This is a genomic window from Paenibacillus sp. FSL R10-2734 (assembly GCF_037963865.1).
In the GTDB taxonomy this organism is placed as follows: Bacteria; Bacillota; Bacilli; order Paenibacillales; family Paenibacillaceae; genus Paenibacillus_AQ.
Genome location: NZ_CP150170.1, coordinates 5,129,913 through 5,154,675 on the forward strand (window position 1 = coordinate 5,129,913; position 24,763 = coordinate 5,154,675).

The 24,763-nt window shown below is 42.9% G+C and carries 18 protein-coding genes; 3 read left to right on the forward strand and 15 right to left on the reverse strand.

From position 1 onward, the window contains the following. Positions 1-77 precede the first annotated feature (77 nt). The 3 genes from NSS67_RS22490 to NSS67_RS22500 are packed head-to-tail and all read left to right on the forward strand — an operon-like array spanning position 78 to position 3,888. Complete coding sequence (locus NSS67_RS22490; protein ID WP_339315829.1) at positions 78-950, forward strand: sugar ABC transporter permease; 873 nt, start codon at positions 78-80, stop codon at positions 948-950. Beyond that, complete coding sequence (locus tag NSS67_RS22495) at positions 947-1,768, forward strand: carbohydrate ABC transporter permease (RefSeq protein ID WP_339315830.1); 822 nt, start codon at positions 947-949, stop codon at positions 1,766-1,768. The genes NSS67_RS22490 and NSS67_RS22495 overlap by 4 nt, the downstream gene beginning before the upstream one ends. Positions 1,769-1,779: 11 nt before the next feature. Beyond that, entirely contained in the window at positions 1,780-3,888 is a 2,109-nt protein-coding gene (locus NSS67_RS22500; protein ID WP_339315831.1) for an alpha-galactosidase, read from the forward strand. A gap of 60 nt (positions 3,889-3,948) precedes the next feature. Here NSS67_RS22500 and NSS67_RS22505 read toward each other — a convergent pair whose 3' ends face one another. The 15 genes from NSS67_RS22505 to NSS67_RS22575 form a co-directional block, all read right to left on the reverse strand. Next, positions 3,949-5,046, reverse strand: coding sequence for a mandelate racemase/muconate lactonizing enzyme family protein (locus NSS67_RS22505; RefSeq protein ID WP_339315833.1), 1,098 nt, complete (start codon positions 5,044-5,046; stop codon positions 3,949-3,951). A 36-nt stretch (positions 5,047-5,082) separates the two neighbouring features. After that, entirely contained in the window at positions 5,083-5,406 is a 324-nt protein-coding gene (locus NSS67_RS22510; protein WP_339315835.1) for an L-rhamnose mutarotase, read from the reverse strand. Between the two features lie 26 nt (positions 5,407-5,432). Continuing rightward, the gene (locus NSS67_RS22515) at positions 5,433-6,203 is read right to left on the reverse strand and encodes an SDR family oxidoreductase (RefSeq protein WP_339315837.1); all 771 of its coding nucleotides are present in this window, start codon (positions 6,201-6,203) and stop codon (positions 5,433-5,435) included. A 3-nt stretch (positions 6,204-6,206) separates the two neighbouring features. Beyond that, positions 6,207-7,064 (reverse strand): amidohydrolase family protein, encoded by an 858-nt coding sequence (locus NSS67_RS22520; RefSeq protein WP_339315838.1) that lies wholly within the window; start codon positions 7,062-7,064, stop codon positions 6,207-6,209. 30 nt (positions 7,065-7,094) lie between these two features. Beyond that, positions 7,095-8,006 carry a fumarylacetoacetate hydrolase family protein gene (locus tag NSS67_RS22525; protein WP_339315839.1) on the reverse strand — a complete coding sequence of 304 codons (912 nt, stop codon included), beginning with the start codon at positions 8,004-8,006 and terminating at the stop codon, positions 7,095-7,097. A gap of 35 nt (positions 8,007-8,041) precedes the next feature. Then, positions 8,042-8,815: an SDR family oxidoreductase gene (locus tag NSS67_RS22530; RefSeq protein ID WP_339315840.1), complete on the reverse strand. Its 774-nt coding sequence runs from the start codon at positions 8,813-8,815 to the stop codon at positions 8,042-8,044. After that, entirely contained in the window at positions 8,812-9,576 is a 765-nt protein-coding gene (locus NSS67_RS22535; RefSeq protein WP_339315842.1) for an IclR family transcriptional regulator, read from the reverse strand. Before NSS67_RS22535 ends, NSS67_RS22530 begins: the two co-directional genes overlap by 4 nt. 573 nt (positions 9,577-10,149) lie before the next feature. Further along, positions 10,150-12,903: an alpha-mannosidase gene (locus NSS67_RS22540; protein WP_339315843.1), complete on the reverse strand. Its 2,754-nt coding sequence runs from the start codon at positions 12,901-12,903 to the stop codon at positions 10,150-10,152. A 46-nt stretch (positions 12,904-12,949) separates the two neighbouring features. After that, a complete protein-coding gene (locus tag NSS67_RS22545) occupies positions 12,950-16,099 on the reverse strand; it encodes a beta-galactosidase (RefSeq protein ID WP_339315844.1) in 3,150 nt (1,049 codons plus the stop codon). Beyond that, positions 16,096-17,415 (reverse strand): glycoside hydrolase family 125 protein, encoded by a 1,320-nt coding sequence (locus tag NSS67_RS22550; RefSeq protein ID WP_339315845.1) that lies wholly within the window; start codon positions 17,413-17,415, stop codon positions 16,096-16,098. Before NSS67_RS22550 ends, NSS67_RS22545 begins: the two co-directional genes overlap by 4 nt. Before the next feature lie 123 nt (positions 17,416-17,538). After that, positions 17,539-19,056, reverse strand: a complete 1,518-nt coding sequence (locus tag NSS67_RS22555) for an ABC transporter substrate-binding protein (protein ID WP_339315846.1) — start codon at positions 19,054-19,056, stop codon at positions 17,539-17,541. A gap of 84 nt (positions 19,057-19,140) precedes the next feature. Continuing rightward, the gene (locus tag NSS67_RS22560; RefSeq protein ID WP_339315847.1) at positions 19,141-20,064 is read right to left on the reverse strand and encodes a carbohydrate ABC transporter permease; all 924 of its coding nucleotides are present in this window, start codon (positions 20,062-20,064) and stop codon (positions 19,141-19,143) included. 18 nt (positions 20,065-20,082) lie between these two features. Next, positions 20,083-21,012: an ABC transporter permease subunit gene (locus tag NSS67_RS22565; RefSeq protein WP_339315848.1), complete on the reverse strand. Its 930-nt coding sequence runs from the start codon at positions 21,010-21,012 to the stop codon at positions 20,083-20,085. A 280-nt stretch (positions 21,013-21,292) separates the two neighbouring features. Continuing rightward, positions 21,293-22,867, reverse strand: coding sequence for a response regulator transcription factor (locus NSS67_RS22570; RefSeq protein WP_339315849.1), 1,575 nt, complete (start codon positions 22,865-22,867; stop codon positions 21,293-21,295). Further along, complete coding sequence (locus NSS67_RS22575) at positions 22,867-24,681, reverse strand: sensor histidine kinase (protein ID WP_339315851.1); 1,815 nt, start codon at positions 24,679-24,681, stop codon at positions 22,867-22,869. Before NSS67_RS22575 ends, NSS67_RS22570 begins: the two co-directional genes overlap by 1 nt. Positions 24,682-24,763: the final 82 nt, after the last annotated feature.

The window sequence follows — 24,763 nt, forward strand, 5'->3', positions numbered from 1 at the left end:
AGGAGTTCGGCGGGTAGATGATATTATCCTCTGCCGAACTCCTCTTCTATTCCACCAGAACTTTAGGAGATAATCGTATGCAAAATAATAAGCTATACAGCCGCCTCTTCGTGCTTCCAGCCTTTTTACTCTATACGATTCTATTCATCTTACCGGTACTAGGAGGACTGTACTATTCGTTCACGAACTGGTCGGTCACGAGACCAGACATTTCTTTTATCGGGCTGGACAATTATAGAGAAATTTTCTTTTCATCGGGTTCTTATCTGAAAAGCATTTACCATACGCTCTCTTTCACGTTTTACACCGTCATTTTCAAAGTAATTATTGGTTTAGGATTAGCTCTTCTGCTGAATGAAGGATTAAAAACGAAAAAGGCATTAAGAACTATATTTTTTCTGCCGTACACGTTGTCACCGCTCATTATTGGTATCCTGTTTGTCTCTATTTTGGGGCCGGATGGACCACTGAATATAATTCTAAGATCTATTGGACTGGAACAGCTTGCACATAGCTGGCTAACAGAGAAAAACGTCGCACTTGGCTCCACGATGGGCGTTGAGGTATGGCGGATGGTCGGATGGAATATGGTTATTCTGCTCGCCGGACTCCAGACGATTCCGAAATCCTACTATGAAGCTTCAGCCTTGGACGGGGCTAGCGGTTGGAAACAGTTCCAGACCATTACCATCCCGTTCCTCATGCCAACGCTAATGATCGCGACGATCCTTAATATTATTCACGGTCTTCGCGTATTTGAAATTATCTACGCCTTGACCAACGGAGGTCCTGGTGATCTGACAGAGGTAATTAATACACAGGTCTATAAAGAGTTTTCCATGGGAAGGTACGGCATGTCCAATGCCCTTAGCATGGTCGCATTCGTGTTTACACTCATCGTCGCATACCTGATCAAGCTTGTGTCTTCGGGCGAGGAGGCTTCTTCATGAGACAAAAACCAATTTGGCTTATCCTAAAAGAGTCTTTCACTTGGATTCTAGGATTTTCAATATTGTTCCCTTTGTATTTAATCATCTCTAATTCACTGAAGACGACGCAAGAAGCGATGTCCATCGACTTCCACTGGCCGAGCAAACTGCAATGGGCTAATTACAGTGAGGCCTTCGCTGGAGGAAATCTAATCCGTTCCTTCTTCAACAGTATGCTGATGTCCTCCGTATCCGCAGCTATAAGCATTCTCGTCACAGCGATGGCCGCATTTGTTCTCGTACGTAACAGGGACAAATGGAACAAAATTATTTATAACTACTTTTTCATTGGATTAGTTGCTCCGCTTAATTATGTAACCACCATCAAGGCTTTACAGATGCTTCACCTGCAAAATACTTTTTCCGGTATCATTCTCATCTTTGCGACCCTGGGTATACCATTCGCAGTCTTTCTTTTTTACGGTTTTATCAGTAGCGTACCCCGAGAACTGGATGAAGCGGCAATCATAGACGGCTGCGGACTAGGACGGCTCTTCTTCAAGGTGGTATTTCCTTTGCTCACTCCGGTTACGATCACAGGGTTTATTCTAAATTTTCTTGGGGCGTGGAACGACTTTGTTACTCCACTTTATCTCTTGAATCGTCAGAATAAATTAGGGATGATCAACTCGATATATGAATATTTTGGTATGCATTTCAATCAATGGAACATGATCTTTACCATTATCGTGCTTACCGTATTTCCAGTCTTGGTACTCTATATGTTTGGTCAAAAATATATCATTTCCGGCATGGTCTCAGGATCATTAAAGGGATAAGGAGTATAGTCATGATTAAACACGATTCAGAACGACGATTATGGGTGCTTGAAGGGGAACGTTCAGCGTACGTATTAGGACTAAGCCCTTCAGGCATGGTCGTGCAGACCTATTTCGGGGAGAAGCTCCCCTACTTGTCAGACTACCCAGATCCAGAGCTCGTCGCCGAATATCCGTACACAGTCGGCAGCGAATTATATCAAGAGACGTATATGGGCTGGGGCAAAGCCCTCTTCAATGAGCCCTGCTTAAAGGCCACCTTCGCGGATGGTGTCAGAGACGTAAAGCTGACCTTCGTCGATGATGAGTTATCCGATTGCCTTCTATCACTCCGCCTGAAGGATGCCTACTATTCTCTTGATGTCGTTCTCCATTATCAAATTTTCCCGAAATACGATTTAATAGAAATGCGAAGCGAAATTCTGAACTCTGGTAACGAATCCATAGTATTGGAGCAAGTCCTCTCAGGATCTCTCTATATGCCGCGCGACGAAGAATACCGTCTCACGTATTTAACGGGCAAATGGGCCGGGGAAACACAACTCAACAGGACTCCTCTTCCGGATGGAAAGCTAGTGTTAGAAAGCAGACGGGGAACGACAAGCCACTTTTACAATCCTTTCTTCCTGTTAGACCCAGGCGGAATTGCGCAAGAAGACTGTGGAGACGTTTATTTTGGGACGCTCGCTTTCAGCGGTAACTGGAAAATCGCAATAGAGAGAGATAGGTTGGGTATAACCAAAATCAGCGCCGGTGTCAACGATTTCGATTTCGCGTGGAATTTAAAAGCTGGAGAAATATTTGCAACTCCCGGATTCGTCATCGGATTCACTAGCGGAGGGTTCGGCTCCGCTAGCCGTAATCTCCATCGTTATCAACGGGAAGTCGTTCTTCCGGCCGAGCATCGTTCAAAGCCCCGGAAGGTGCTCTATAACTCCTGGGAAGCCACTTCGTTCGAAGTAAAAGAGGAGCAACAGATCAAACTGGCGGAAATTGCCGCTTCCACTGGCGTCGAGCTGTTCGTTATGGATGACGGGTGGTTCGGCGCACGGAATTCCGACCGTGCCGGCCTTGGCGATTGGATCGTTAACCACGATAAGTTCCCGAATGGCCTTCAGGGACTGATTAAGAACGTAAATGAATTGGGCATGGACTTCGGATTGTGGATCGAACCGGAAATGGTTAATCCCGACAGCGATCTGTACAGAGCGCATCCAGACTGGGTTTACCACTTCCAGACCCGGGACGGCACACGTATTCGTAACCAGCTTATTCTCAATCTAGCTAGAGCGAATGTTCGAAATTATCTTTTCGATTGCATTGATCTTCTATTGACAGAAAATAATATTCGCTTCGTTAAATGGGATATGAACCGTAATTTCAGCGAGCCGGGTTACCCGTCGGCGCCGCGAGAAGAGCAGAAAGAAATTTGGTTCAGGCATACCGAAGGTGTGTACGAAATCGCCCGGAAGCTCAAACAGGCACACCCTGAAGTTATTCTCCAATCTTGCTCTGGCGGCGGTGGACGGGTCGACTTAGGCATTCTGCGTTACTTCGACCAAGTCTGGACGAGTGACAATACCGATGCCTTCGACCGGCTGAAAATTCAAGAAGGCTTCTCCTTCGCATATACTGCTAAAATCATGGAATCATGGGTCACCGATGAAGTGAACTGGATCAGCGGCCGCAAGCTTTCGTTGACCTACCGTTTCCATAGCGCAATGATGGGTAATCTCGGTATCGGCGACGATTTGCGGAAATGGAACACGGAAGAATTAGTAGAGGCGCGGGAACTCATCCAACTCTACAAAGAAATCCGGTATATCGTACAAGACGGAGAGCAATATCGGTTGAAATCGCCAAGCGAGGGTCCGCTGACATCAGTCATGTACGTAGACGAAGCGCAAGAAGAAGCTGTTGTTTTCACCTTCTTGCACTCGCTAAACTTCATGAATGAACTTCCGAGACTGCGGCTGAAGGGATTGCGGAAGGATAGCTTGTACCAGGTCGACGGCATGGAAAGACTGATTAGCGGACAAGCGCTGATGAGCGTGGGGTTAAAGCTTCTTTTAAAAGGCGATTATCAAAGCAAGGTTATTCGGATACAGAAGGTTCACTAATATAAAGAGGCCCATGTGATCGCTCGCATGGGCCTCTTCTTTCTGTGAAGCATCACTTCATTATCTCACGCGATACTGATCAAACAACGTTGGTATAATCTCAGTCGATGCACCCGGCATTTGAGGTAGAATGTAGTGCCCATTGACTACAGTAGCCGGCTCCACAAAAATATGACGGATCCAAGGAATGTATTCCAGCATGATCGCACCTGGTGTTGATGCCACCAAATGCTGATGAATTTGCCCCATATCTCCAACATGCGGGCAAATCGGAATATCGTATGAAGCAGCTAACCCCGCTACCTGTTGCCACTCTGTAATCCCACCAACACGCGTTACATCTACTTGGCAATATTCAAGCGCCCCTTGATGGATGTAATCCCGAAAAGCATATTTCGTATAGACATGTTCACCTAATGCAATAGGTACATTCAATGCATCAGCCAGCTTCTTATGCCCCATGATATCATCTGGATTTAAGGGTTCCTCTAACCAGAACAGATCAAACTCCTCTAACTTCTTCCCCCATGTCATCGCTGTATTGATATTCCACTGTTGGTTCACATCGATCATGAAAATGGTTTGATCTCCTATCGCCTTACGAACAGCTTTACAACGATCATAATCCTCATGAGAATCTGCTTTACCCACTTTAATTTTAACTCCAGTAAAGCCCTGCTCGACAATTTCACTAACGTCCTTGATCAAACGTTCTTTGGACCAGTTCAACCAGCCGCCGTTTGTATTATAAGCTTTTATTTGTTTCGATTTATGTCCGCCAAGATACTGCCACAGCGGTTTATTGGAAGCCTTCGACATAATATCCCAAAGTGCAATATCTACTGCGGCCAACGCCATATGAGTAACTCCCGCTCTACCAATCCAATGCATTTTTCCAAAACGCAGCTCATCCCAAATCTCTTTAACCATAAACGGATCTTTGCCAATTAATATAGGAGCGTAATAACGATCAATCGTATCAACGATCATATCATCACCATGTGCACAGGTTCCTGTATATCCATACCCCACAAAACCCTCATCTGTAAAAATCCGAACGCCCGCAAGTCCCCAATGTGTAGCAACATTAATAGCATCCGTAATTGGTGGTGTAATAGGTACGTGTAAGACGAAACTTTCTACTTTTGTAATTTTCATATTTTTCATCTCCCTAGCTTTAATTGAAATGATTACTCAATCCATATGGAAAACCTCTTCCATACTCGCCCACCATTCACCCTCTAATGCAGACTTCACTGGATACTGACAAGGATCTGTTAAGCTCCACCATTCTTGTGTACGAGGATCTGCAGCCATGATGGCCATATCAGCCGTATAGTCATCCCCTGTATATTCAAAATAACTGAACAAATAGCCGTCTCTATAAAAAATGGAATAGTTCCTAATGTTGCACTTCCTTAATCTATCCAACACTTCGGGCCATACAGATGCATGTAACGCTTTGTATTCTTCTAGCTTCTCATCCTTGATATGAATAACACTTCCATATCGAGTCATTACGTCTCTCCCTTTCCAATAACACATTAATAGCCTAAGGCTGCTCCACCATCAACAGGGAGTGCTATTCCCGTAACAAATCCAGATAAATCACTCGCTAAATACAACACTGCTCTTGCAATCTCTTCCGTTGAGGCACATCTTCCCAATGGATGCATATCGATCAAATCTTGTACTGTAGTTGCTGGATTGGGCTGTTGACCGATCCACTCTTCTAATAAAGGTGTCATTACACCTGCTGGACATATGCAATTGATACGAACACCATCGCTCGCATAATCTAATGCCAGTGCTTTAGTCATGGCTATAATTGCACCTTTTGAAGCAGAGTACACTGGATTTTGCTTTTGCCCTACCAATCCGCTTAATGAAGCCATGTTCACAATGCAGCCACGGTTTTCTCTAATAGAAGGAATGCAGAATTTAATCATCAAATAGACACTCTTCAAATTGATATCCAAGGTACGCGTCCATTCTGTTTCAGAGATGTCCTCCAAATATTTTGGCAATACCACAGCAGCATTATTGAATAGAATGTCAATCTTTCCAAACTTATTTAATACTAGCTCTACCAATTGTTTAACTTCTATCTCCGATGAAACATCCGTTTTCACAGCATAAGCATTAGGATCTCCACAATGAACTGATTGGATTTCCTCGACTACTCGCTTTGCTTCAGCATCATTCCAGTCCGCAATGATAACTTTAGCACCCTCGCTGGCAAACAATTTGGCAGTCGCTTCACCAATCCCGGATCCACCGCCTGTGACAATAACGACTTTCCCTTGTAATTGCATAGGCTACACTCCAGTATTCATAAAATGTGTCTCCAATTGATAAAAACGAATCGCGTTATTGCCAAAAATATCGTCTATTTCTTGCTCTGTAAGCGCTTCAGGTAAATTGTTTAACAAAATACCTACTGCTTGATCATAGCTTGCTGCAAGTAGACAAACTGGCCAGTCGCTGCCAAACATGACACGATTCAAACCAAATGCATGTGTAACATGTTTGATATAAAAGTTAAAATCAGATTCTACCCAGTCGGACATATTTGCTTCGGTAACCATGCCAGATAGTTTGCAATACATCTGCGGATATTGAGCGACCTCCGTAACCCACTCTTGCCAAGGGGAAATTTCTTGCTGAGAAATTTGTGGCTTACCTATATGGTCAATGACCGCATGTAAATTTGGCACAAACTCGAGCAATTTCAATACGGCAGGGAATTGTGCAGCATGAATCAATAAATCGACAGGAAATCTCAGAGTCTCTAACCATTTTAAATGATGAATAACTAGAGGACGTTGCAAATATTCCGCCGCATCAATGCTCTGTAGCATTAAACGAACGCCTATAAAATATGGATTTTTACGCAAAAGTTCAAAGGTTTCCACGAAATTATCCTGATCAAAATCTAACCACCCTACTACACCAGCTATTGAATCATACGTCTGGCATAGACCTAGAAGAAATTCCGTTTCTTCAACAGTCGCCGCTGCTTGAACTACAATTGTTTTCGCGATTCCATGTCGTATTAATGATTCTGTCAGGTCAGCAGGCATAAAATCTCGATATAGTGTTGGAACCTCTGGTGTAAGCCATCCGTAATCGTTTCGACTTAATTGCCAATAATGCTGATGTGCATCAATTCTCATGTCTTCACCTCACACAAATTGAGTACATTCTCAGTCTTCCTTAACGAGCCGATTCGTCAGCTTACCCAGCTTCTCAATCTCAATTGTGACGATGTCTCCATCCTTCAGGTAAACCTGCTGATCTACCGGATAACCGAGGACGACACCTTCAGGTGTTCCAGTCAGAATGATGTCTCCAGGCACAAGTGTCATATGTTGCGAAATATAGCTTACGATTTCGTCACAACGGAAAATCATGTCTGACGTATTAGAATGCTGACGGATCTCTCCGTTGACTGTACATTTAATATCCAAATCATTCGGGTTTCCGATTTCATTCGCTGAAACAAGATAAGGCCCAAGTGGGGAGAATTTATCACATGACTTACCTAACAGCCATTGTTGAGTTCTTAACTGTAAGTCCCGTGCAGACAAATCATTCACGTTGCAGTAACCAAATACGTGGCTGAGTGCGTTCTCTTTCGTGACGTACTTAGCTGTTTTGCCAATAACGATAACAAGTTCCGCTTCGTAATCTACTTTCTTCGTCACTTTGGGAAGAGGAATATCATCGCCATGTCCTGTCAACGTATTATTGAACTTATTGAACAAAATCGGATACTCAGGGATCGCTGCTTTCGTTTCTTCCGCATGCTTGCGATAGTTAAGACCGACACAGATGATTTTATTCGGGTGAGTCACGCATGGACCAAGCGTCAACTTCGCTTCATCTAAAAGGTATGAACAGTCCTCTCCTGCCATAGCTAATGCTTGAACTGTGAATTGATCCAGCCTCGCAACCCCTGCCTCACCACCCTCTATCACTTGGTGAACCGTTGTCGGTACGGAACCCCCATTCTGTGTAGGCAAAACCTTTAAAGCGCTTACAACATCCAGTATCCCTTTTTCAGTTACGACCCCCAATTGGTAATCGCCATTGTTAACGAATGTCAATAACTTCATTATGAATTCCCCTTCCTTATATCGTTTTCTGCTGTTTAGGCATTTTTCCCGAAAGTAGCGCCTCCATCAATATAGAGAGGAGAACCCATCATAAATTTCGATTCATCAGAAGCAAGGAATAATGCGGCTAGTGCAACATCCTCAGGTAAGCCTAACTCTTCACTCAGCTGACGTTTCTTAAGTGCCGCAATTGCAGTTTCCGGATTATCGTAGGAGGTTTTTAAGTAATTTTCAACAAATGGTGTTAGGATTGTACCAGGTAAAAGAGCATTTACTCGAATATTGTAGGCTGCGTAATCTACTTGCATGGATTTCGTCAGGGCCAATATCGCTCCTTTGGTAGCTGAATAAGAAGCTCTTCTCGCTAACCCGATTTCTGCGACGCAAGAGGACATATTAATGATGTTGCCAGATTTGCGTTTCATCATATGCGGAAGCACAAATTTAGAAGGTAAATATACACCCCGAATGTTGACCTGAATAACCCGATCCCATGCATCCGGTTCAACTTCATGCAAAGCGCCTACCCCGCTAATTCCCGCATTATTAAAAAGCACATCAATATGACCATATTTTTCGATAATTTGCTCTACCATCTGTTGTACAGACTTAACATCGGTCACATCTGCATGGATGAAATGGCCTATTCCTCCATCTGCATGAATATCCTTCAAAGTCGCTATACCTTTTGCTTCATCCAGATCGTTCACAATTACAGTTGCACCTTCACGAGCAAACAGCAATGCCGTGCTTCTACCGATCCCTGAACCCGAGCCCGTAATTAAGATGACTTTATTGGCTAATCTCATGAATGATTGCCTCCTTGGTATAGGGATAACCGACTCGCCAATTGACGAATTTCAGCCTCCGCAACATCCTTCTTTTTCTCCCAGATATGCTGCTGCATAGTACAGCTCACTGCTGCTATAGCCTCACCTGATTTAGATAGGATCGGGGCTGAAACACAGCTGAACCCAACGATAACTTCCTGCTCATCGAAGGCAATTCCCTCATCACGAATGATTCGTAGTTGCTTCACCAGATCTGCCTTTGTTTTCAATGAATACTCTGTAGCGCTCGTTAACTCTTGAATCGGATATAATGAGTCCAGCTCCTTATCCTCAACGAACGACAGCAGCAATTTCCCGAGCGCAGTCACATGAGCAGGGAACTTCATACCGGGACCGGATGCTAGCCTGACCATAGTCGGCGCTTCCTCCTTAGCCAGATACAGCACTTCATTGCCTTCAAGTCTGGCCAACTGAATCGTCTCCTGCAGACGGTCTCTTGTGGCGGTCGCTTCGCGGTGAAATGACGAGATTAAATCCTGACCTTGCAAGTAAGAATCCCCCCACCTTCCCGTCGCGGAGCCGATGGCATAAGTATCGTTAATATCTCTATTCACCCAATCAAGTACTTCCATAGTCTGTAAAATGGAATACATAGAGCTCTTATGGATACTAAGCAGATTGGAAAGATCAATTAATCGATGCTTATAGGGTTCCTCTGATACAAGGCGTAGTATCCCATCTGCTTTTTCCAAAGCAGGTACCCAATATTTTTTGTCCATGTGATCACCTCCTCTGAACATTATACAAAACCAAGTTTTCTATACAAACTAATAATAATTTTAATAGTTATATTTGGCAATCTTTTTTTCAAACTTCCTTGATCCCTCGTCTCACATCCCACCATGATAAAGTTATTCCCTCTTATTCATCCATACTTTTCGCTGGACTATAGAAAGCCTGCAAATGATCAGCTTTTTTTACATATATCCTCTTCATTAAGTCCAATAACTGCAAATGTACAGGTAAATCCTCACTTTTGACTCGTAGACCTCTTCTGGAGCAAGAATAACTGCATTTTTGCAGGAAATAATCGTTTAGCCATCCTCGTATCAATAAAAAATGTACTTTTGCAGGTTTATTCGCATGCTATAGCTACTGATTTGTCAACCATCAGATTTTTGAGCTATAACGTGTTGCTAATACCCCTGATTGCCCCTTATATATACGTAAAAAAAGACGATAGCTTCCAAGGCGAGATGCCGAGGCTTACTATCGTCTTTATACGCATACTGATTAATAATACGGTACTTTAAGTCTGTTTTGCCATGTTCACCTTTATATTACTTGACCAACTATCGCCGAATACCAACTGTTACAATTTCGCATGGACTGATCTCTAAGGCCAAACTACCTTGCTCTTCGCTAGAGAGTGGTTGGCTATCCTCTTCCAGAATCGTCGTTTTATAGAAGTACTGCTGCGGAATCGTCGAATTGAAAGTCAGGTTAGTGTTCTGCTGGCTCATGTTATACCAGCGAAGCAGCATGTCTCCCGTCTGCTCGTTCATTTTCAGTGAAGAAAATGCAAGCTCCTTACTTTCCCATTCGAATGGAGTATACACCGGAGCAACCGTTCCAGCATGTACTTCTGTCTGACATACGACCCAAGGAATCTGGAATTGATAAGCTTCAGCAAAAGCACCTGAGGTCATACCATCTCCTGTGTGTGGGATGAGCTCCATACGTACAACGTGCTCACCGAGACACTGCGCTTCTGGGGTTGGGAATAGCCCCCAGTCTCCAAGCTCGCCTACACTACGTAGCAGTGTAATTGCAATGGTGTTACGACCATCCCGCAGCACTTCATATTCATTCAATCCAAAGTTAGCAACTGTTAGACCCGCTTTCTCATTACTGATATCTACAAAGGCCTGCTGATGCTGTGTGTTACTCGGATTCATCCACTCTGTGGCTGGCTCAATATTCCGCTCTGCCACCTCAAACATCGAATCCACTTGATGCGTGGTGGCGTTCAAATCTGTCGGAAACAACGCACGAATCCGGTGATCTTTAGCCTGGTTGTCTATCATCGTTTCGATATGCAGTCCCTTTCCACCTCGCTCCAAGCTAATTACGGTGCGAAGTTTCAGAATAACTGTGTCACTACTGCGCTGCGCTTTACGCTCCGGATAGTACACCAGTGCACGCTGCTCTTCGTCCAGCTTATCATCAGCCGAGGCTGGAATCTCCCAGTCATGCTTAATTTCCACGGATGCTCGATATGGCGTATCTTCCAGAACAGAAATGTTTGCCTGTAGTCCTTCGGTCGTCAAAGCTTGTTCAGCCTCTGGCTGTTTATACATGTATTCATTACCGATGTCACCTGTGTTTTCATACACGCCAAGATCCCGGTAGGTCATGCCATTGGCTTTATCACTGAGCGTAAATGAACCATTATCCTGGATCACTACCTTGATGGCCTCATTCTCCAGCACCCGATCCCCTTGAAGCAAAGATTCAGGAGCTGTAGATAATTCAGCGTCTGCACGGCGAACCCAAGCATAAGCACGAAGACCCAGCGCTGGAACTTGTGCAGCTTCAAAGGTAAGTCTTACTCGACGACACATATAGGGCTGACGGAACTTATCGTCTGGTAAATCATAGCCAAACTGAAGGCCCAGGTCCTCCATCTGGCATGCAATGGTATTCCCTTGCTCGTCTACTAGTACACGACCGTTCAAATCTATATCCTTCATACGGTTAGCCGTTTCTTCTAAAGAGAACCCATCTCGCAAATATAGACGTGCTGCATCAAGTTCTATGCTCACCGTCCCCGTGCGGCTCCACCCCGTCATATTCATAGCTACAAGCGGAAGCACTTCTTCACCATATGCTGCAAAACCGGACGTATCCACAGCGTCTGCAATCACACGCTTACTATCATCAACAATCGTCTCTGCCACATGACGGCTTTTATCAAAACGGGTTACCATTTCGCGATGTACCTCATCCACGCTACAGCCACAAATACTGTCGTGAGGATGATTCTGCATTAACGTCTTCCAAGCATAGGTGAACAGATGATGGGGATAATCTTTGCCCAGTAATTGCGCGAACGATGCAAGCGGCTCGGCCACCTTTTCAAGCAAGACTTGCCCTTCCTGATTCATCTGTTTCAAATAAACACGAGCAGACGCGGTATTCACTAAGGTCCCCCATCCGTCGGTGTGCTGGCTCCGCAGTTCGCCCTTTACGGTCGATAGGTTGCTGCGATCCATTACATCCTCTACAGCCTTAAGGTAATCGGGAAAATTCGAATGGATAAACTCCATATCTGGATACAGCCGCTTCGCAGTTTCAATAGCCTCTGGTAAATCTAGTTGGACTGGCTGATGATCGCAACCGTTCATGAATAGCAGTTCACCAGTAGAGGCGAATTTCCGCGCATCTGCCACCTTTTTCTCCCAGAACAATTTAGCTTCAGCTTCATTTACAGGCACTTCGTTCCCGTTAGAATACCAGTTAGCAAATAGAATACCGAGCACTTTCGATCCATCTGGACCTTCCCAAATCAGCTCGGAGAAAGAAGATTCATAACCACCGTCTGATACCGTATTATTGAATCCAGTCGGCTTCACTCCTCTTCCAAAAAAGGCATTATTGATGCCTGATTGCTTCATTAATTGTGGGGTCTGTCCAACTAGACCAAAGGTGTCCGGAAAATAACCAATCTTGGAAGGTTCCCCGTAGCGTTTCGAATCCTGATGGCCAATCTGCATATTACGTACATTTGCCTCTCCACTGGTTAAGAAAGCATCTTGCAGAATATACCAAGGTCCGATCAGAAGGCGACCTTCCGTAATATACTTTTGTAGACGCTCCTGATTCTCGGGACGAACTTGGAGGTAATCTTCCAGAATAATCGTCTGTCCGTCAAGATAAAAGCTCTTAAATTCACCATTCTCATCCAATCGATCCAGCAATTCATCGACTAGTTTAACAAGGCGCACGTGATGCTTTTCATATGGAAGATACCATTCCCGGTCCCAGTGGGTATGGGAAATAATATGAGCAGTCTGAGGTTTATTTGATCGATCTAAGCTTTCCATTAGTAAAGACCTCCTTATTTGAAATACGTTCTTTCTATTATGATGCTTAATGTAGTAGCTGTGGATAATTTACAAGGATCTCAACTTCCTCTGGGCGATAAACGCCAAGCAGATCACCTTTAGTATCTGTAGCGAAGAGGACCGAACGTTCCTGTTCCAACAGGAATGCATATGTCCGGCCAGTGGCCGAATCCTTCACCTCGATCTTCGCATCCTGGGCATATTCTGACACGAAGGTGAAGAGCGCTCCTGTAGCAAAGCTCAATTTCCGTCCGTAGATACCCACAAAGTCACCCCCGCTAATCCATTCCAGGTCATACTCCACACGAGCAGCCTTCGACGCATAGCGGTACAGTGCAGCTGTAGTATCACTTCGGTCACTCAATTCAACTGGCAGTGGACTCCATATGAGTCGACCCTTACCCAGCGGAATATTCACGACAGTATCTGTGGTAGAACTTCCGCATTCGGCAGATTCGTTAATCATCGTTTCCTTCGTCACCTCAGCAATTCGGCGGTGACCGAAAGAGACGGGTAGCACTTTGCCTTGAAGGCTAAGCACTTCTTCACGGCGCACATTACGCAATTCACGTTTGCCAAGAATATCGTTCAAACGCTCTGTAGAACGCCAATAAGCATCCATACCGAGTGGGCCAGTTGCAAGTAATACCGCACCTGTCTCTTCAACGATTTGTAACAACCGCTCCATCGCTGTATCATCAAAGTTATGTGCGCTAGGCAGCATAATAAGCTTCACAGGATGTTTCTCCAAATCTTCTAGGTGGTATTCAGAAGCCCCTCTGAAAGGCAGCTTTAGATCATACGAAAGAATACGGGTAAGCTCTGTTGTTGCTGCAAAAGCTAGCTTTCGGTTAGAGAAATCATTCGAATAAGGAAACACTACAGCAATCTCTTCCAGCTTCCGATCATCAAACACATCTCGGATACCTTCTATAAACTTTCCAAAATCATAAGAGACGTCCGCCTCCGGCTTCTCAGTTCCATCCGCTCGCAGTGCTCCGATATGGGACTCATTTGCATTATCCATATAGAAATTCGTATTCCAAATCCAGTGTATGGCCCCTGCACCAGCAGTTCCAAACGCATAAGCATATTTGCGTTCGAGCAGATTCCGTAGCTCTTGCTCCGAACGTTTGGCTCGTCCATCAGGAGTTTCTACATACATGACGCCAGTCTCCTGAATTAAGTTTGGCTTATTAGGTGTCTTGGCAAAGATGCCATCCCACACCAGATAGTCATTAAACCACCAGGAATGTACAGTGGTGTAATCTACAGCCTCCTCATAGAAGAACGGCGAAGGACGCTGCGCACCTAGCCCTTCATCCTGACCAACCGTAACCATCTGATCTGGACATTGTTCCTTAATGGTGTCGGATAACTGCTTCACCCAGCGGTTATGCATATCCATAGAGAACAAGCAATAATCAAGCCAACGTGTCCCTCTCTTAGCACTGTGCATATCCTGTACATCGAAGTTAATCTCTTTCACTTCTGGTAGCCCTGCCGATGCAAAGTTCGGAAGCTGTGCGGGTGTCATATTCCAGCGTTCCTGCAACACTTCGATTACACCATGTCTATGTTGAAGCCATTCTACGAAAGCTTGTTGCTCAAAGCGATCATGACATGAACTCGGACCATCCGAGAAAATACGTGCCTGATCAAACATCGACGGCTCATTAATCAGATCCCAGTCTACATTTGAAGATTTTTTATGACGAGAAACAATAGAACGAATGAAACGCTTCTGAGCTTCTACACTTTGTGGGTCCAGATAAGGATTCACCCCTCCCCACGTTTCCGGGGTGAAGGAGAAGAACGTAAACGTCACCTGAAGACCATACTTCTTCGCCGTCATGATAAAGGCATCAATCGCCCGCAGCACCTCTTCTGAGACATGACCATCATCTTGCATCACATTGCGATAAGCTGTCCAGATCCCTGTGCGAATCCAGTTAATCCCAGCCTTCCGCATCTGACTCATATCGCGATCCCATACCCCAACGTTCGGCAAAAATAGAAATTTACGTGCCACATCACTCGCCATATAAGTCATACCAACAACTGGTAGCGGACGCCCATCTTTTATGAAATAATCTCTTCCGCTCGTAACTGGTTCGCCTGCAGGCAGCAGTTCAGGAGCATGGCCCCAGAATCCTTGGTGCAGCATGCGAACTTCACCATCACTGGCTTCTGCTGCGCAGACTATCTGGTACAAACCACTCCTAATTTCAATAGGAATGGGCAGACGAACAATGTTAAGTTCACCATTTGCCTCCATCTCCAAACTCTGAGACCAGTGCAAGGACGAATCTGTTTCATGCTCTACATGAATTGTAAACTTCCATGTATCTTCATTTCTCATAGAAGTCTTTGCCCGTTCAAGCTGCTGGATCTGAAGCGTTAGGGAAGCACGTTCTCCTGACTCATATGACGCGTAATTCGGTTTAACCCACATTTCCGTTACACCTTTGCTGCAGAATCTAGCCCACTTAGATATCGCAGACAGCCCTTTATCCTTCCATAAAGAAGACGTTGCAGCCGTATTTACGAACAGCCAGCGTGAACCTGCAAATAAACCAATCGTATTCTCCCAAAGAACTACTGGAGCAGCAGTTTCTCGACCTTCTTGCGTAATTCCTTTCAAAAGCGGGTAAATCCTTGTGCTCATTGGACCTGCCGATCCCATTTGATGTGGCAAATCACTCGTCTTCGTCGTATGTGGCACAAGGTTCCATGTATTTGCACTCGCTAGAAAGAGAGCTTCTTGCCCCTTAAGCAAAGGAATGACATCCGATGCAAGCAAGGATTGGTTGCGAGAACATTCAACACGTAGTGCCTCATGAATATACAGCTCTTGATGATAAGAGGTTTGTTCCGCTTCCACATGCCATTGCCCAGCTTCCCATCGAACAGGTTGTTTAAAGGGGGCACCCCCAATGCTGATCAGCCCGCCACCTCTTTGCAAATATTCAAGAATGGCTACCCATGCGGATTTCGGAAAATAGGGTGCATGCAGATTGATGAAACATCCGCCTTCTGTTTCGCTAAGCGCTCCTGCAAGCTGATTCTCGTTGACAATAGATCCGAACTCACGCATGGAGTTAATCGCATCGCTTGGAACCGGATTAGAAATTGGAAAATCCGAATCATAGAATATGATTACGGGCCTGCTCATAGAAGTCCATCCTTCATCGATTTATACACGAGTTGGGAGAACAGACTATTAGACCAAGTGAACCATTTTCTGGTAAATATATTCGGGTCATCGACATGAAATCCTTCATGCATAAAGCCAGTATCCGCATCCGTTGCCTCTAGCATCGCTAGCATCTCCAGCTTTTCTTCCTTAGATTGAGCCGTCAAGCCTTGCATGGACAACGCCATATGCCAGATGTAGTCTTTCGGAGTATGCGGGCTGCCGATCCCTTTCGCTGCTGTTCCTTCAAAATAAAAAGGATTCTCCTTGCTCAGTGCAAATCGTCTCGTATTCTGGTAAATCTCATCATCTGCTGTGACATAGCCCAAATAAGGTATCGACATAAGTCCTGGTGTTCCCGCATCATCCATCAAGCAGTAGTTGCCATAACCGTCAGTCTCGTAAGCATAGATTGGACCGAATTTCGGATGACGATAAATACCATACAGCTTGATTCCATGATCAATGTCCGCTTCTAATGCTTTAAGCTCTTTCAGAAATTCAAGATCACGGAATACCCATTCTGCGAATTCCTGCATATGACGTAATGCAACAACGGCGAACATATTCCCCGGGATATTGTAATGGAAGTCGCAAGCATCATCGCTCGAACGGAATCCGGACCAGACCATCCCCGTATAATTCACTGGCATACCAAGACCGTTGTTACGCAGCGTATCTTCAGGAATTCCGTTATTACGCGTAAAGCGGTAAGGAGATAATTCAGCATGGCGTTGTTCCGTTCTGAACAAGTTATATATTTTGACCATTGCTGCTTTAAATCCGGCGTCGAATATATCAGCCTTACCCGTTTCTTTCCAATAGGCATAGGCCAGACGCATGGAAAAACAGAGAGAGTCGATCTCAAATTTACGCTCCCACACCCATGGGGACATTTCTGTAATATCGCTAGTGCTCCAATGCCAATCATTCGCTGTTTCATTAAATGCATTGGCGTACGGATCGATATGAATATACTCTATATGACGTTTTATTAGACCGCCAATGATACGTTGAAGATCCGGATCGTTCTTAGCAAATGGCACGTAGTGCATAACCTGCTCCACAGAGTCTCTCAGCCACGAAGCTGGGATATCTCCAGTAATGATGAATGTTGTTCCATCATCCAAGAGCTTAGTCGTTGTCTCAAGTGTATTCGGAAAGCAGTTCTTGAAGAGCTGCAACAGTTTAGGCCGATGAGCTAACTTCTCCTCTGCTTCGTCCAATACTTCCTGAATCGCTTGTGGAAGCGGAAGCTTCGGCATTGAGATGGTTGGCAGTCTGAATTGTTCCATATTTCCACTCCTCTTGATAAAAATGAGTATATATAGAGAAACGGGCAGCTTAGCTGCCCGTTTCCACTAATCCTATTTGTGCAATCTTTTAGTGATTAATCATAGGCGTAATACGTTTAAATCTTATTTCTTTGTCTGGTTCCACTCATCAAGCTGCTTTTGAACTTCTGCAATGACTTTTTCCAGTCCAGCTTCTTTAAATTTCTTGGTTGCTTTTGGCAGATATGTTTTAGGATCAACAGAACCTGTGTATAGAGCTGGCATAAATTCTTTAGTTACGTTGTTGATGGCTGCTACTTCTGTTTTTACAGGTGTAGGATCAAATGCAAAACCGAAGGTAGGGGCTTCTTTTGACGAATCATTAAACTTCTTGAACGCATCCCATTTATCAGCAGGGTCATCAGCATGCAGATAAGTCAGTAACATATTTCCAAGCGTGAATCCTGGCATTGCATAGCTGTCTTGCATAGCTGGCAGATCTTCAATGACATTCTCGGAAATTTTCTTATAATGAGTGCCTTCGATACCATAATTGAGCAAATTGCGTAAGTATTTATCTGTATTCAAAAGATTCAAGAACATCATTGCGCGTTCAGGATCACCTGAGGTTACGGAAATAGCGTGCATCGAACCTGCGGCGGACTGTGTATACACATAAGGCTCATGCATAGGCGAAGTTACAATTTCATAACCCGCTGAACGAGACCAACCTTTTTCTGCATAAGGCTGTGTAATTTCGCGATCGGCAAACCATTTACCTGTCTTAATGTTATCAATACCTTCAAGTGTTGCAACGTCTGGGCGTAAGTAACCTGCTGTGTAAAGTCTACGCATCGTATCTAACGATGTTGCAAGTTCAGGTGTCTCCAGAATATTAACAACCTTGCCATCTGTGGAATCCATATAAACCCCAATTGGTAGTTCATCACCTAGAACATAGTCAAACGGCATAAATGGTTTAAAGCCTTTAGGAACAGCTAGTGGTGTAATATCAGCAGGCTCGTTCTCTTTAATGGTTTTAAGTAGAGGCTCTAGATCATCCAATGTACGAATATTGGAAATATCCATTTTATATTTATCAACATATTTCTTATTGAAGCGCCATACCCATTGCTGACCAAGCTCCTTATTTACAGGAACACCATAGATCTCACCTTTAATCTTAGTTCCTTCTAAGAAACGTGGGTCCAAGACTTCTTTGGTTTCTTTTCCATACTTATCTAGCAGGTCATTTAGTCCCAAGAAAGTACCGTTAGCTGCATTACGACGGAAATCATTCGTCCAAGAAGATGTAAAGGCAATATCATAAGGCTCACCAGAAGCCGTAATAACTTGCATCTTCTTATCGTAATCGCCCCAATCGAACATCGTGATGTTCAACGTGGCATTAATTTTTTCTTTTGTATATTTGTTAACTTCTTTCAATACAAGATCCAAATCCTTTTGAGGTCCACCAATTAAATACATCTTCAATTCATAGGGCTTTAATTCCGATGTATTCCCTGCTGTATTCCCTGCTGCCGCTGAATTGTTTGTTTCTTTAGCAGCATTTGTATTATTATTCGAACCACATCCAGCAAGAAGGCCAGACAAAAGCATTGTACCTACAAGAGCGAGCGTTAAACTTTTCTTCGCTTTCATTTCTATTTTCCCCCTTTAGATTAGTAAATCTTTATTTATATCGTTTCCTAAATTAGCGATCCGATTAAATACATCTTAGTAGCGTTACTCTTTTAAAGAGCCGACGGTTAAGCCTTTTACGAAATACTTTTGGAAGAACGGATAAGCTAGTGCTATAGGCAAGGTCGCCAGTACAACCATCGCCATACGAACGGTTTCTGTCGGCAAGGTCGCAGCAATCTCAAAGCTCGATCCCATCTGCATGCTGTTCTGGATAACAAACTCCATATTATTCTGAATTCGCATCAGCATCGCTTGGAGCGGTACAAGACTCGCATCATCAATATAGAGCAGTGCATTAAACCAATCATTCCAATAGCCCAGCGTACAGAACAAGCCAATCGTTGCAATCCCCGGCAAAGAAATCGGAAGTACGATTTGCAGGAACGTCCGAAACTCCCCTGAACCGTCAATTTTCGCAGCCTCAATGAGTGCATCAGGTACGGTTGTCTGGAAGAAGGTCCGCATGACTAGAATAAAGAATGCATTCATCGCAATTGGCAATATCAAAGCCCAAATCGTGTTGTACAAATGTAAAAACTGCGTAGCCACAATATAGTTTGGAACCATTCCGCCTGAGAATAACATCGTGAAGAAGGCGAAGAAGCTGAAAAAATTACGATAGCGAAATGATCTTCGAGAAAGAACATAGGCGTAAGTTGTAATTAGAAATAAACTAATGAGTGTACCTAGTACAGTAACTAGCAAGGTAACTCCAAAGGAACGAAGTAACTGATCACCTGTTTTAAAAATAAACTCATATGCCGCCAAACTAAATTTTTCTGGAATTAAGCTAAATCCATTTAATGCGAGTACTTTCTCATCTGTAAAAGAAATTGCAATGACAAACAAGAACGGAAACACACAAGTAAAAGCGAATATTCCAACTATAAAATTGAGTACCACATTCCAAAAAGGAGTAATGGCGTTGTTGTCGACTTCTTTTTTCTTACGTTTGATTAATTCCATAACGTCAATGACTCCTTTCTAGAATATCGCATTTTCTTTGCTGATCTTTTTCACAATAGAATTCGTTACAATCACCATGATAAATCCAACGATCGATTGATATAAACCGGCTGCTGTACTCATCCCTAGGTTCCCTGTCGTGCTCATGCTTCGATAAATATAAGTATCGATTACATTCGTTACGGAGTATAGGACACCGGAATCCCGTGGAATTTGATAGAATAAACCGAAGTCTGATCTAAAAATACCACCAATCGCTAGAATAGTTAGCGTTACCATTAAAGGTTTAAGCAAAGGAAGTGTAATAAACTTAATTTGCTGCCATTTGCTGGCCCCATCAATCATCGCCGCTTCATAGTAGGACTTGTCGATACCCGCTATAGCTGCTAAGTAAACAACACTCGAATACCCGATTGATTTCCAAATTCCCATGAAAATTAGGATATATGGCCAAAAGCGAGTATCCCCATACCAGGAAACTGGATCGCCTCCGAAGTACACAATCACTTGATTCAAGATCCCTTTATCTACACTTAGGAAGCTGAATGTAAAGAAACTAATAATAACCCATGAAAGGAAGTACGGCATAAACATCGCCGTTTGATAAACTTTGGCCATCCGTTTGTTCACAAGTTCGTTCAAGGTGATCGCAATGCCCACCGCAAGAACTAAACCGAGAGAGATCAACGCCACGTTATACAGTATCGTATTTCTTGTAATAATATAGGCGTCCTCCGTCGAGAACAAAAAGTTGAAGTTTTCAAGGCCAACCCACTTACTATTTAAAACGCTTGCAAAGAATCCATCCCGATGAATCTTGAAATCCTTAAAGGCAATAATGGTTCCGAACATCGGTAAGTAACAAAAGATTAGGAACCATATTGTCCCTGGTAATACCATGAACCACAGTACTTTATCCTTATTTAAGCTTTTGAAAAATGTAGACACTATTCCACATCCCCCTTCTCTATCCCCAAACAATCCCCGTAATACCCTTTCATTCTTATTTCCTTGCCCCTTTAACTATCTCTAATTCTGCGCTATAAAAGCGGTTTCATAAAGTTGAAAAACTTCAGAATGACATGTAAAAATTAAAGATTCCAAGAAGAAATTACAATCGTTAGGCTTAAACTTTCTTATAATTTGAACAAAAAAAAGGAAACATTCTCGTGATCAACGTTCGTGAACCCCCCACTTGAACGTGATACCCGGGAACATTTCCTTCATGCTACGCCTTTTCTTTTTTATACATATTTCGAAGTTCAGTTGGCGATATACCTACTGATTTTTTGAACTGGCGATAAAAATACGCTGGATCTAAATACCCTACTTCTGCTGAAATTTCATTGGTTAATAACGTAGTCTGAAGCAGCAGTTGTCTTGCCTTTTCGATTCGGAATTGATTCACATAATCAGAGAAGCTTCGCCCCATCTCCTTCTGAAATAGCTGTCCCAAGTAAGTAGGATGCATATTCATTCGCTGACTGATCGTCTTCAGAGATAGCTCTTCTCTATAATGCTTGCTGACTTGATCCACCATATATCTCATATTAGGGCTTAGTTCATCACTTACTAACGATAATTGGTCCAGCGTTTCTTTCACACTCTCCTGCACATGGTGAAGCAGCTGCTCAATGGTATGGATGCGTAGCAATGGATTAAACACGGCACTGAAATTAGAGTTTTTCTCCATTTTCTTAGCGATCAACATTAATTCAATTGCTACGTTGTAATTATCAATCCGGGTAATCACACCACAGCCGAACAGCTTCTGGAACGTTTCTGCGATAAATTCATTTGCCGCCTCACGCTCACCAGATAATAATAATTTTGTAAATGCCTCATAATCAATTTCAAGCTTCTCCTCGTGTAAAACCATCTTCGATAGTTGATCCACATCTATAATCGGATATCCGGGCAGCATCAGATGATCTACATATAAACTTTTCGCTTTTTTATAGCTTTGTGGTACTTCTTGAAAAGTATGTTCTTTACTTCCTATCGTGATCCAGACGGACTTTCCTAATTCTTGCAGAATGTCATATTGCACTTGTTCCAGCATACAATAAATCTCTTCTTTGTTCTCAGCTTCAGCCGACTCCGCAACAATAAGAACAAGATCACCTTCCATATCTATAAAAACAATAACCGTTCCACGCTCTGCTACAGACTGCACAGCGATACGATAACATTCTTCCATAAGCTGATTAGGGTGCGGGTGATCCTGACTCTCATCCTCTTCATGTTCCGTTATCAGCCGAATCGCAGCCACCGAAAAAAATGAACAGTCTAGCGAAATATTTAATACTTTTGAACGATGCAGTAGCTCCTGTCGATCTATGTTTCCAATGACCCAGCGATTCAGAACATTGTTACGTAAAACTTGCTGATCCTCCTTAGCATGAAATTGTTCAACATCCTCTTGATTGAGGACTTCAACAATCTGTTCAATCGTCGATTCCAATTCTTTTATATTAATGGGTTTAAGAATATAATTCTCAATGCCAAGACTCATTCCAGCTTTTAAATACTCAAATTGCTCATATCCGCTTAAGATAATATATCTCATTTTTGAATCAAAACTCTTTATTTGTTGAATCAGTTCAAGTCCCGTAAGCTTTGGCATTGTAATATCTGTAATTAATATATCTATGGCTTCGTTATGATTGCGTAGAAATTCTAAAGCTTCTTCACCATTGCCCGCTTGCCCTGCGATTCTTAGTCCATAATCTTCCCATTCGATCACTGATCGTAATCCTTCAAGAATAAGAGGTTCATCATCCACAATAAGTATGTTGTGCATTATTTAATACTCTCCCTTACCACTGGTATCTTCATGATGACTGTTGTTCCTTCACCGATCTCACTAGCAATCGTTAATCCATATTCAGCCCCATAATAAAGTTTAATTCTCTCATTTACATTACGCAGTCCAAGCGAGGAAGGTGGTGCATCCATTCGCATACTAACTTGAAGCGCTTGTTGTAGTTCCGTTAGCTTGCTGGGAATAATACCATTTCCGTTATCTTTTATTGCAATTTGAATGCTACCTTCTGATTCAGTTACTTCAATACGTATTAGGTTATCGAAACGATCGGGCCTGAAACCGTGAACAATATAATTTTCTATAATCGGTTGGATGAGCAGTTTCACGATAGAGCAATTCATGGCCACTGGACTTATCCGCGACTCAATTTGAAGCTTATCTTTATGCCTAATTTGAAACAGCTCAAGATACAGATTACAGTATTCAATCTCATCAGCGATGGTAACAATCATACTTTTCTTAATCATCGTTCGGAATAACGTAGATAAAATGTAAATCATCTGACCCACATCTTTCGCCCCTTGCGAAATGGCCCGCATCCTTATAGCTTCAAGCGTATTATATAAAAAGTGCGGATTAATCTGCGATTGAAGAGCAACGAGCTCTGCATTTTTTTGCGTAATTTCTGAGATGTAAACTTTATTAATATATAGCTCTAGTCTTTCACACATATAGTTAAAATTGTTAGCAATAAGCTGCAATTCATCCTCACGATTAAGGTGAATACGCGTGCTTAAATCGCCTTCCTGTAAGCGCTTCATAGATTTGATAATGATCTTCACTTTTTTAGAGAAACGTAAAATAATCCCGTAAGTAAAAGCCATTGCTGCAACAATAAGTGCTGCTGTAATCCCGATAATCCAATTTCGTACAACAATCATTTCTTTATTAACCTGTGACTTCTGAATAATCCCTGCCACAATAAGACCTGAGCTATTCGTTGAATTTAAGTTAACCTTGGCTAACCCATCGAGTGCGGTCCAACCGTCTGAATAAAGACTAGCGGTATGTGGATATCGTTGCCCCATATACCTTCCTGTCGAATCATATATAACATCACCACTTGGTGTTAAGACCAATACTTGGCCATTATTCTCCGTACCTTTCACACCAAGCCATTTTGAAATAAGTTCAGCATCAAAATCTATAATGAGCATACCGATCGTTTTCAATGAAATCGGATCTTTAAGTTCCCTTGTCATTGTATATAAATTGTTATTGTCTTCCCTTATTTCCTTAAGTAATAATTTTTTTTCATGCGAGACCCATCCATTCTTTGGCAGGGGTACTTTTTTCTCTGAAATATCTATCTCTCTCGTGTAGAGCTGGCGTGTGTTATTTTTATATAAATAATAAAATTCTTTCTCTGTGCTGTATAAGATAACGTCAGAAATACCACTTTTTTGATTCAAATACGTTTTGAAATAAGTATCGAACGTATGGGGTACGAAGCTCCCAATTTTTGCATATTGATCTAATCGATATTTGAGATAATCTCCATAATCATGTTGTAAGAAGTATGATAAATCCTCACTTACGGAGGCATCACTATAAATTTGTTGGATGGCCAATTGAACACCTTCGTACTGCTGATTCATATATAAACTCACATAATCCAATGCCTCTCGATTGGCGTCTACATGTTGACGAGTGATCGTCTGTTCATAGTATTTATACACGGTAATGGAAGAGGCTATTAACGTAATAATAATGATGGTGGAGTATATAGCTAAAATTTTATTAAACAGTTTTTTTTGTAAATGATTTTGATAAAATTTCTTTACATTCAACCAATTCACCATCCTTCAAAACTCACCTTTAGGATTAGAAGCTTAACACCACCTTTCTTTTTGTGCAATGGGAGCGTATTCA

What these genes read in the sequence shown, in the direction of transcription:
- NSS67_RS22520 (WP_339315838.1), bottom strand. Translation starts at nt 7,064, where the DNA reads ATGAGAATTGATGCACATCAGCATTATTGGCAATTAAGTCGAAACGAT.
- NSS67_RS22510 (WP_339315835.1), bottom strand. Translation starts at nt 5,406, where the DNA reads ATGACTCGATATGGAAGTGTTATTCATATCAAGGATGAGAAGCTAGAA.
- NSS67_RS22505 (WP_339315833.1), bottom strand. Translation starts at nt 5,046, where the DNA reads ATGAAAATTACAAAAGTAGAAAGTTTCGTCTTACACGTACCTATTACA.
- NSS67_RS22515 (WP_339315837.1), bottom strand. Translation starts at nt 6,203, where the DNA reads ATGCAATTACAAGGGAAAGTCGTTATTGTCACAGGCGGTGGATCCGGG.
- NSS67_RS22500 (WP_339315831.1), top strand. Translation starts at nt 1,780, where the DNA reads ATGATTAAACACGATTCAGAACGACGATTATGGGTGCTTGAAGGGGAA.
- NSS67_RS22555 (WP_339315846.1), bottom strand. Translation starts at nt 19,056, where the DNA reads ATGAAAGCGAAGAAAAGTTTAACGCTCGCTCTTGTAGGTACAATGCTT.
- NSS67_RS22525 (WP_339315839.1), bottom strand. Translation starts at nt 8,006, where the DNA reads ATGAAGTTATTGACATTCGTTAACAATGGCGATTACCAATTGGGGGTC.
- NSS67_RS22540 (WP_339315843.1), bottom strand. Translation starts at nt 12,903, where the DNA reads ATGGAAAGCTTAGATCGATCAAATAAACCTCAGACTGCTCATATTATT.
- NSS67_RS22490 (WP_339315829.1), top strand. Translation starts at nt 78, where the DNA reads ATGCAAAATAATAAGCTATACAGCCGCCTCTTCGTGCTTCCAGCCTTT.
- NSS67_RS22550 (WP_339315845.1), bottom strand. Translation starts at nt 17,415, where the DNA reads ATGGAACAATTCAGACTGCCAACCATCTCAATGCCGAAGCTTCCGCTT.
- NSS67_RS22495 (WP_339315830.1), top strand. Translation starts at nt 947, where the DNA reads ATGAGACAAAAACCAATTTGGCTTATCCTAAAAGAGTCTTTCACTTGG.
- NSS67_RS22570 (WP_339315849.1), bottom strand. Translation starts at nt 22,867, where the DNA reads ATGCACAACATACTTATTGTGGATGATGAACCTCTTATTCTTGAAGGA.
- NSS67_RS22535 (WP_339315842.1), bottom strand. Translation starts at nt 9,576, where the DNA reads ATGGACAAAAAATATTGGGTACCTGCTTTGGAAAAAGCAGATGGGATA.
- NSS67_RS22545 (WP_339315844.1), bottom strand. Translation starts at nt 16,099, where the DNA reads ATGAGCAGGCCCGTAATCATATTCTATGATTCGGATTTTCCAATTTCT.
- NSS67_RS22560 (WP_339315847.1), bottom strand. Translation starts at nt 20,064, where the DNA reads ATGGAATTAATCAAACGTAAGAAAAAAGAAGTCGACAACAACGCCATT.
- NSS67_RS22530 (WP_339315840.1), bottom strand. Translation starts at nt 8,815, where the DNA reads ATGAGATTAGCCAATAAAGTCATCTTAATTACGGGCTCGGGTTCAGGG.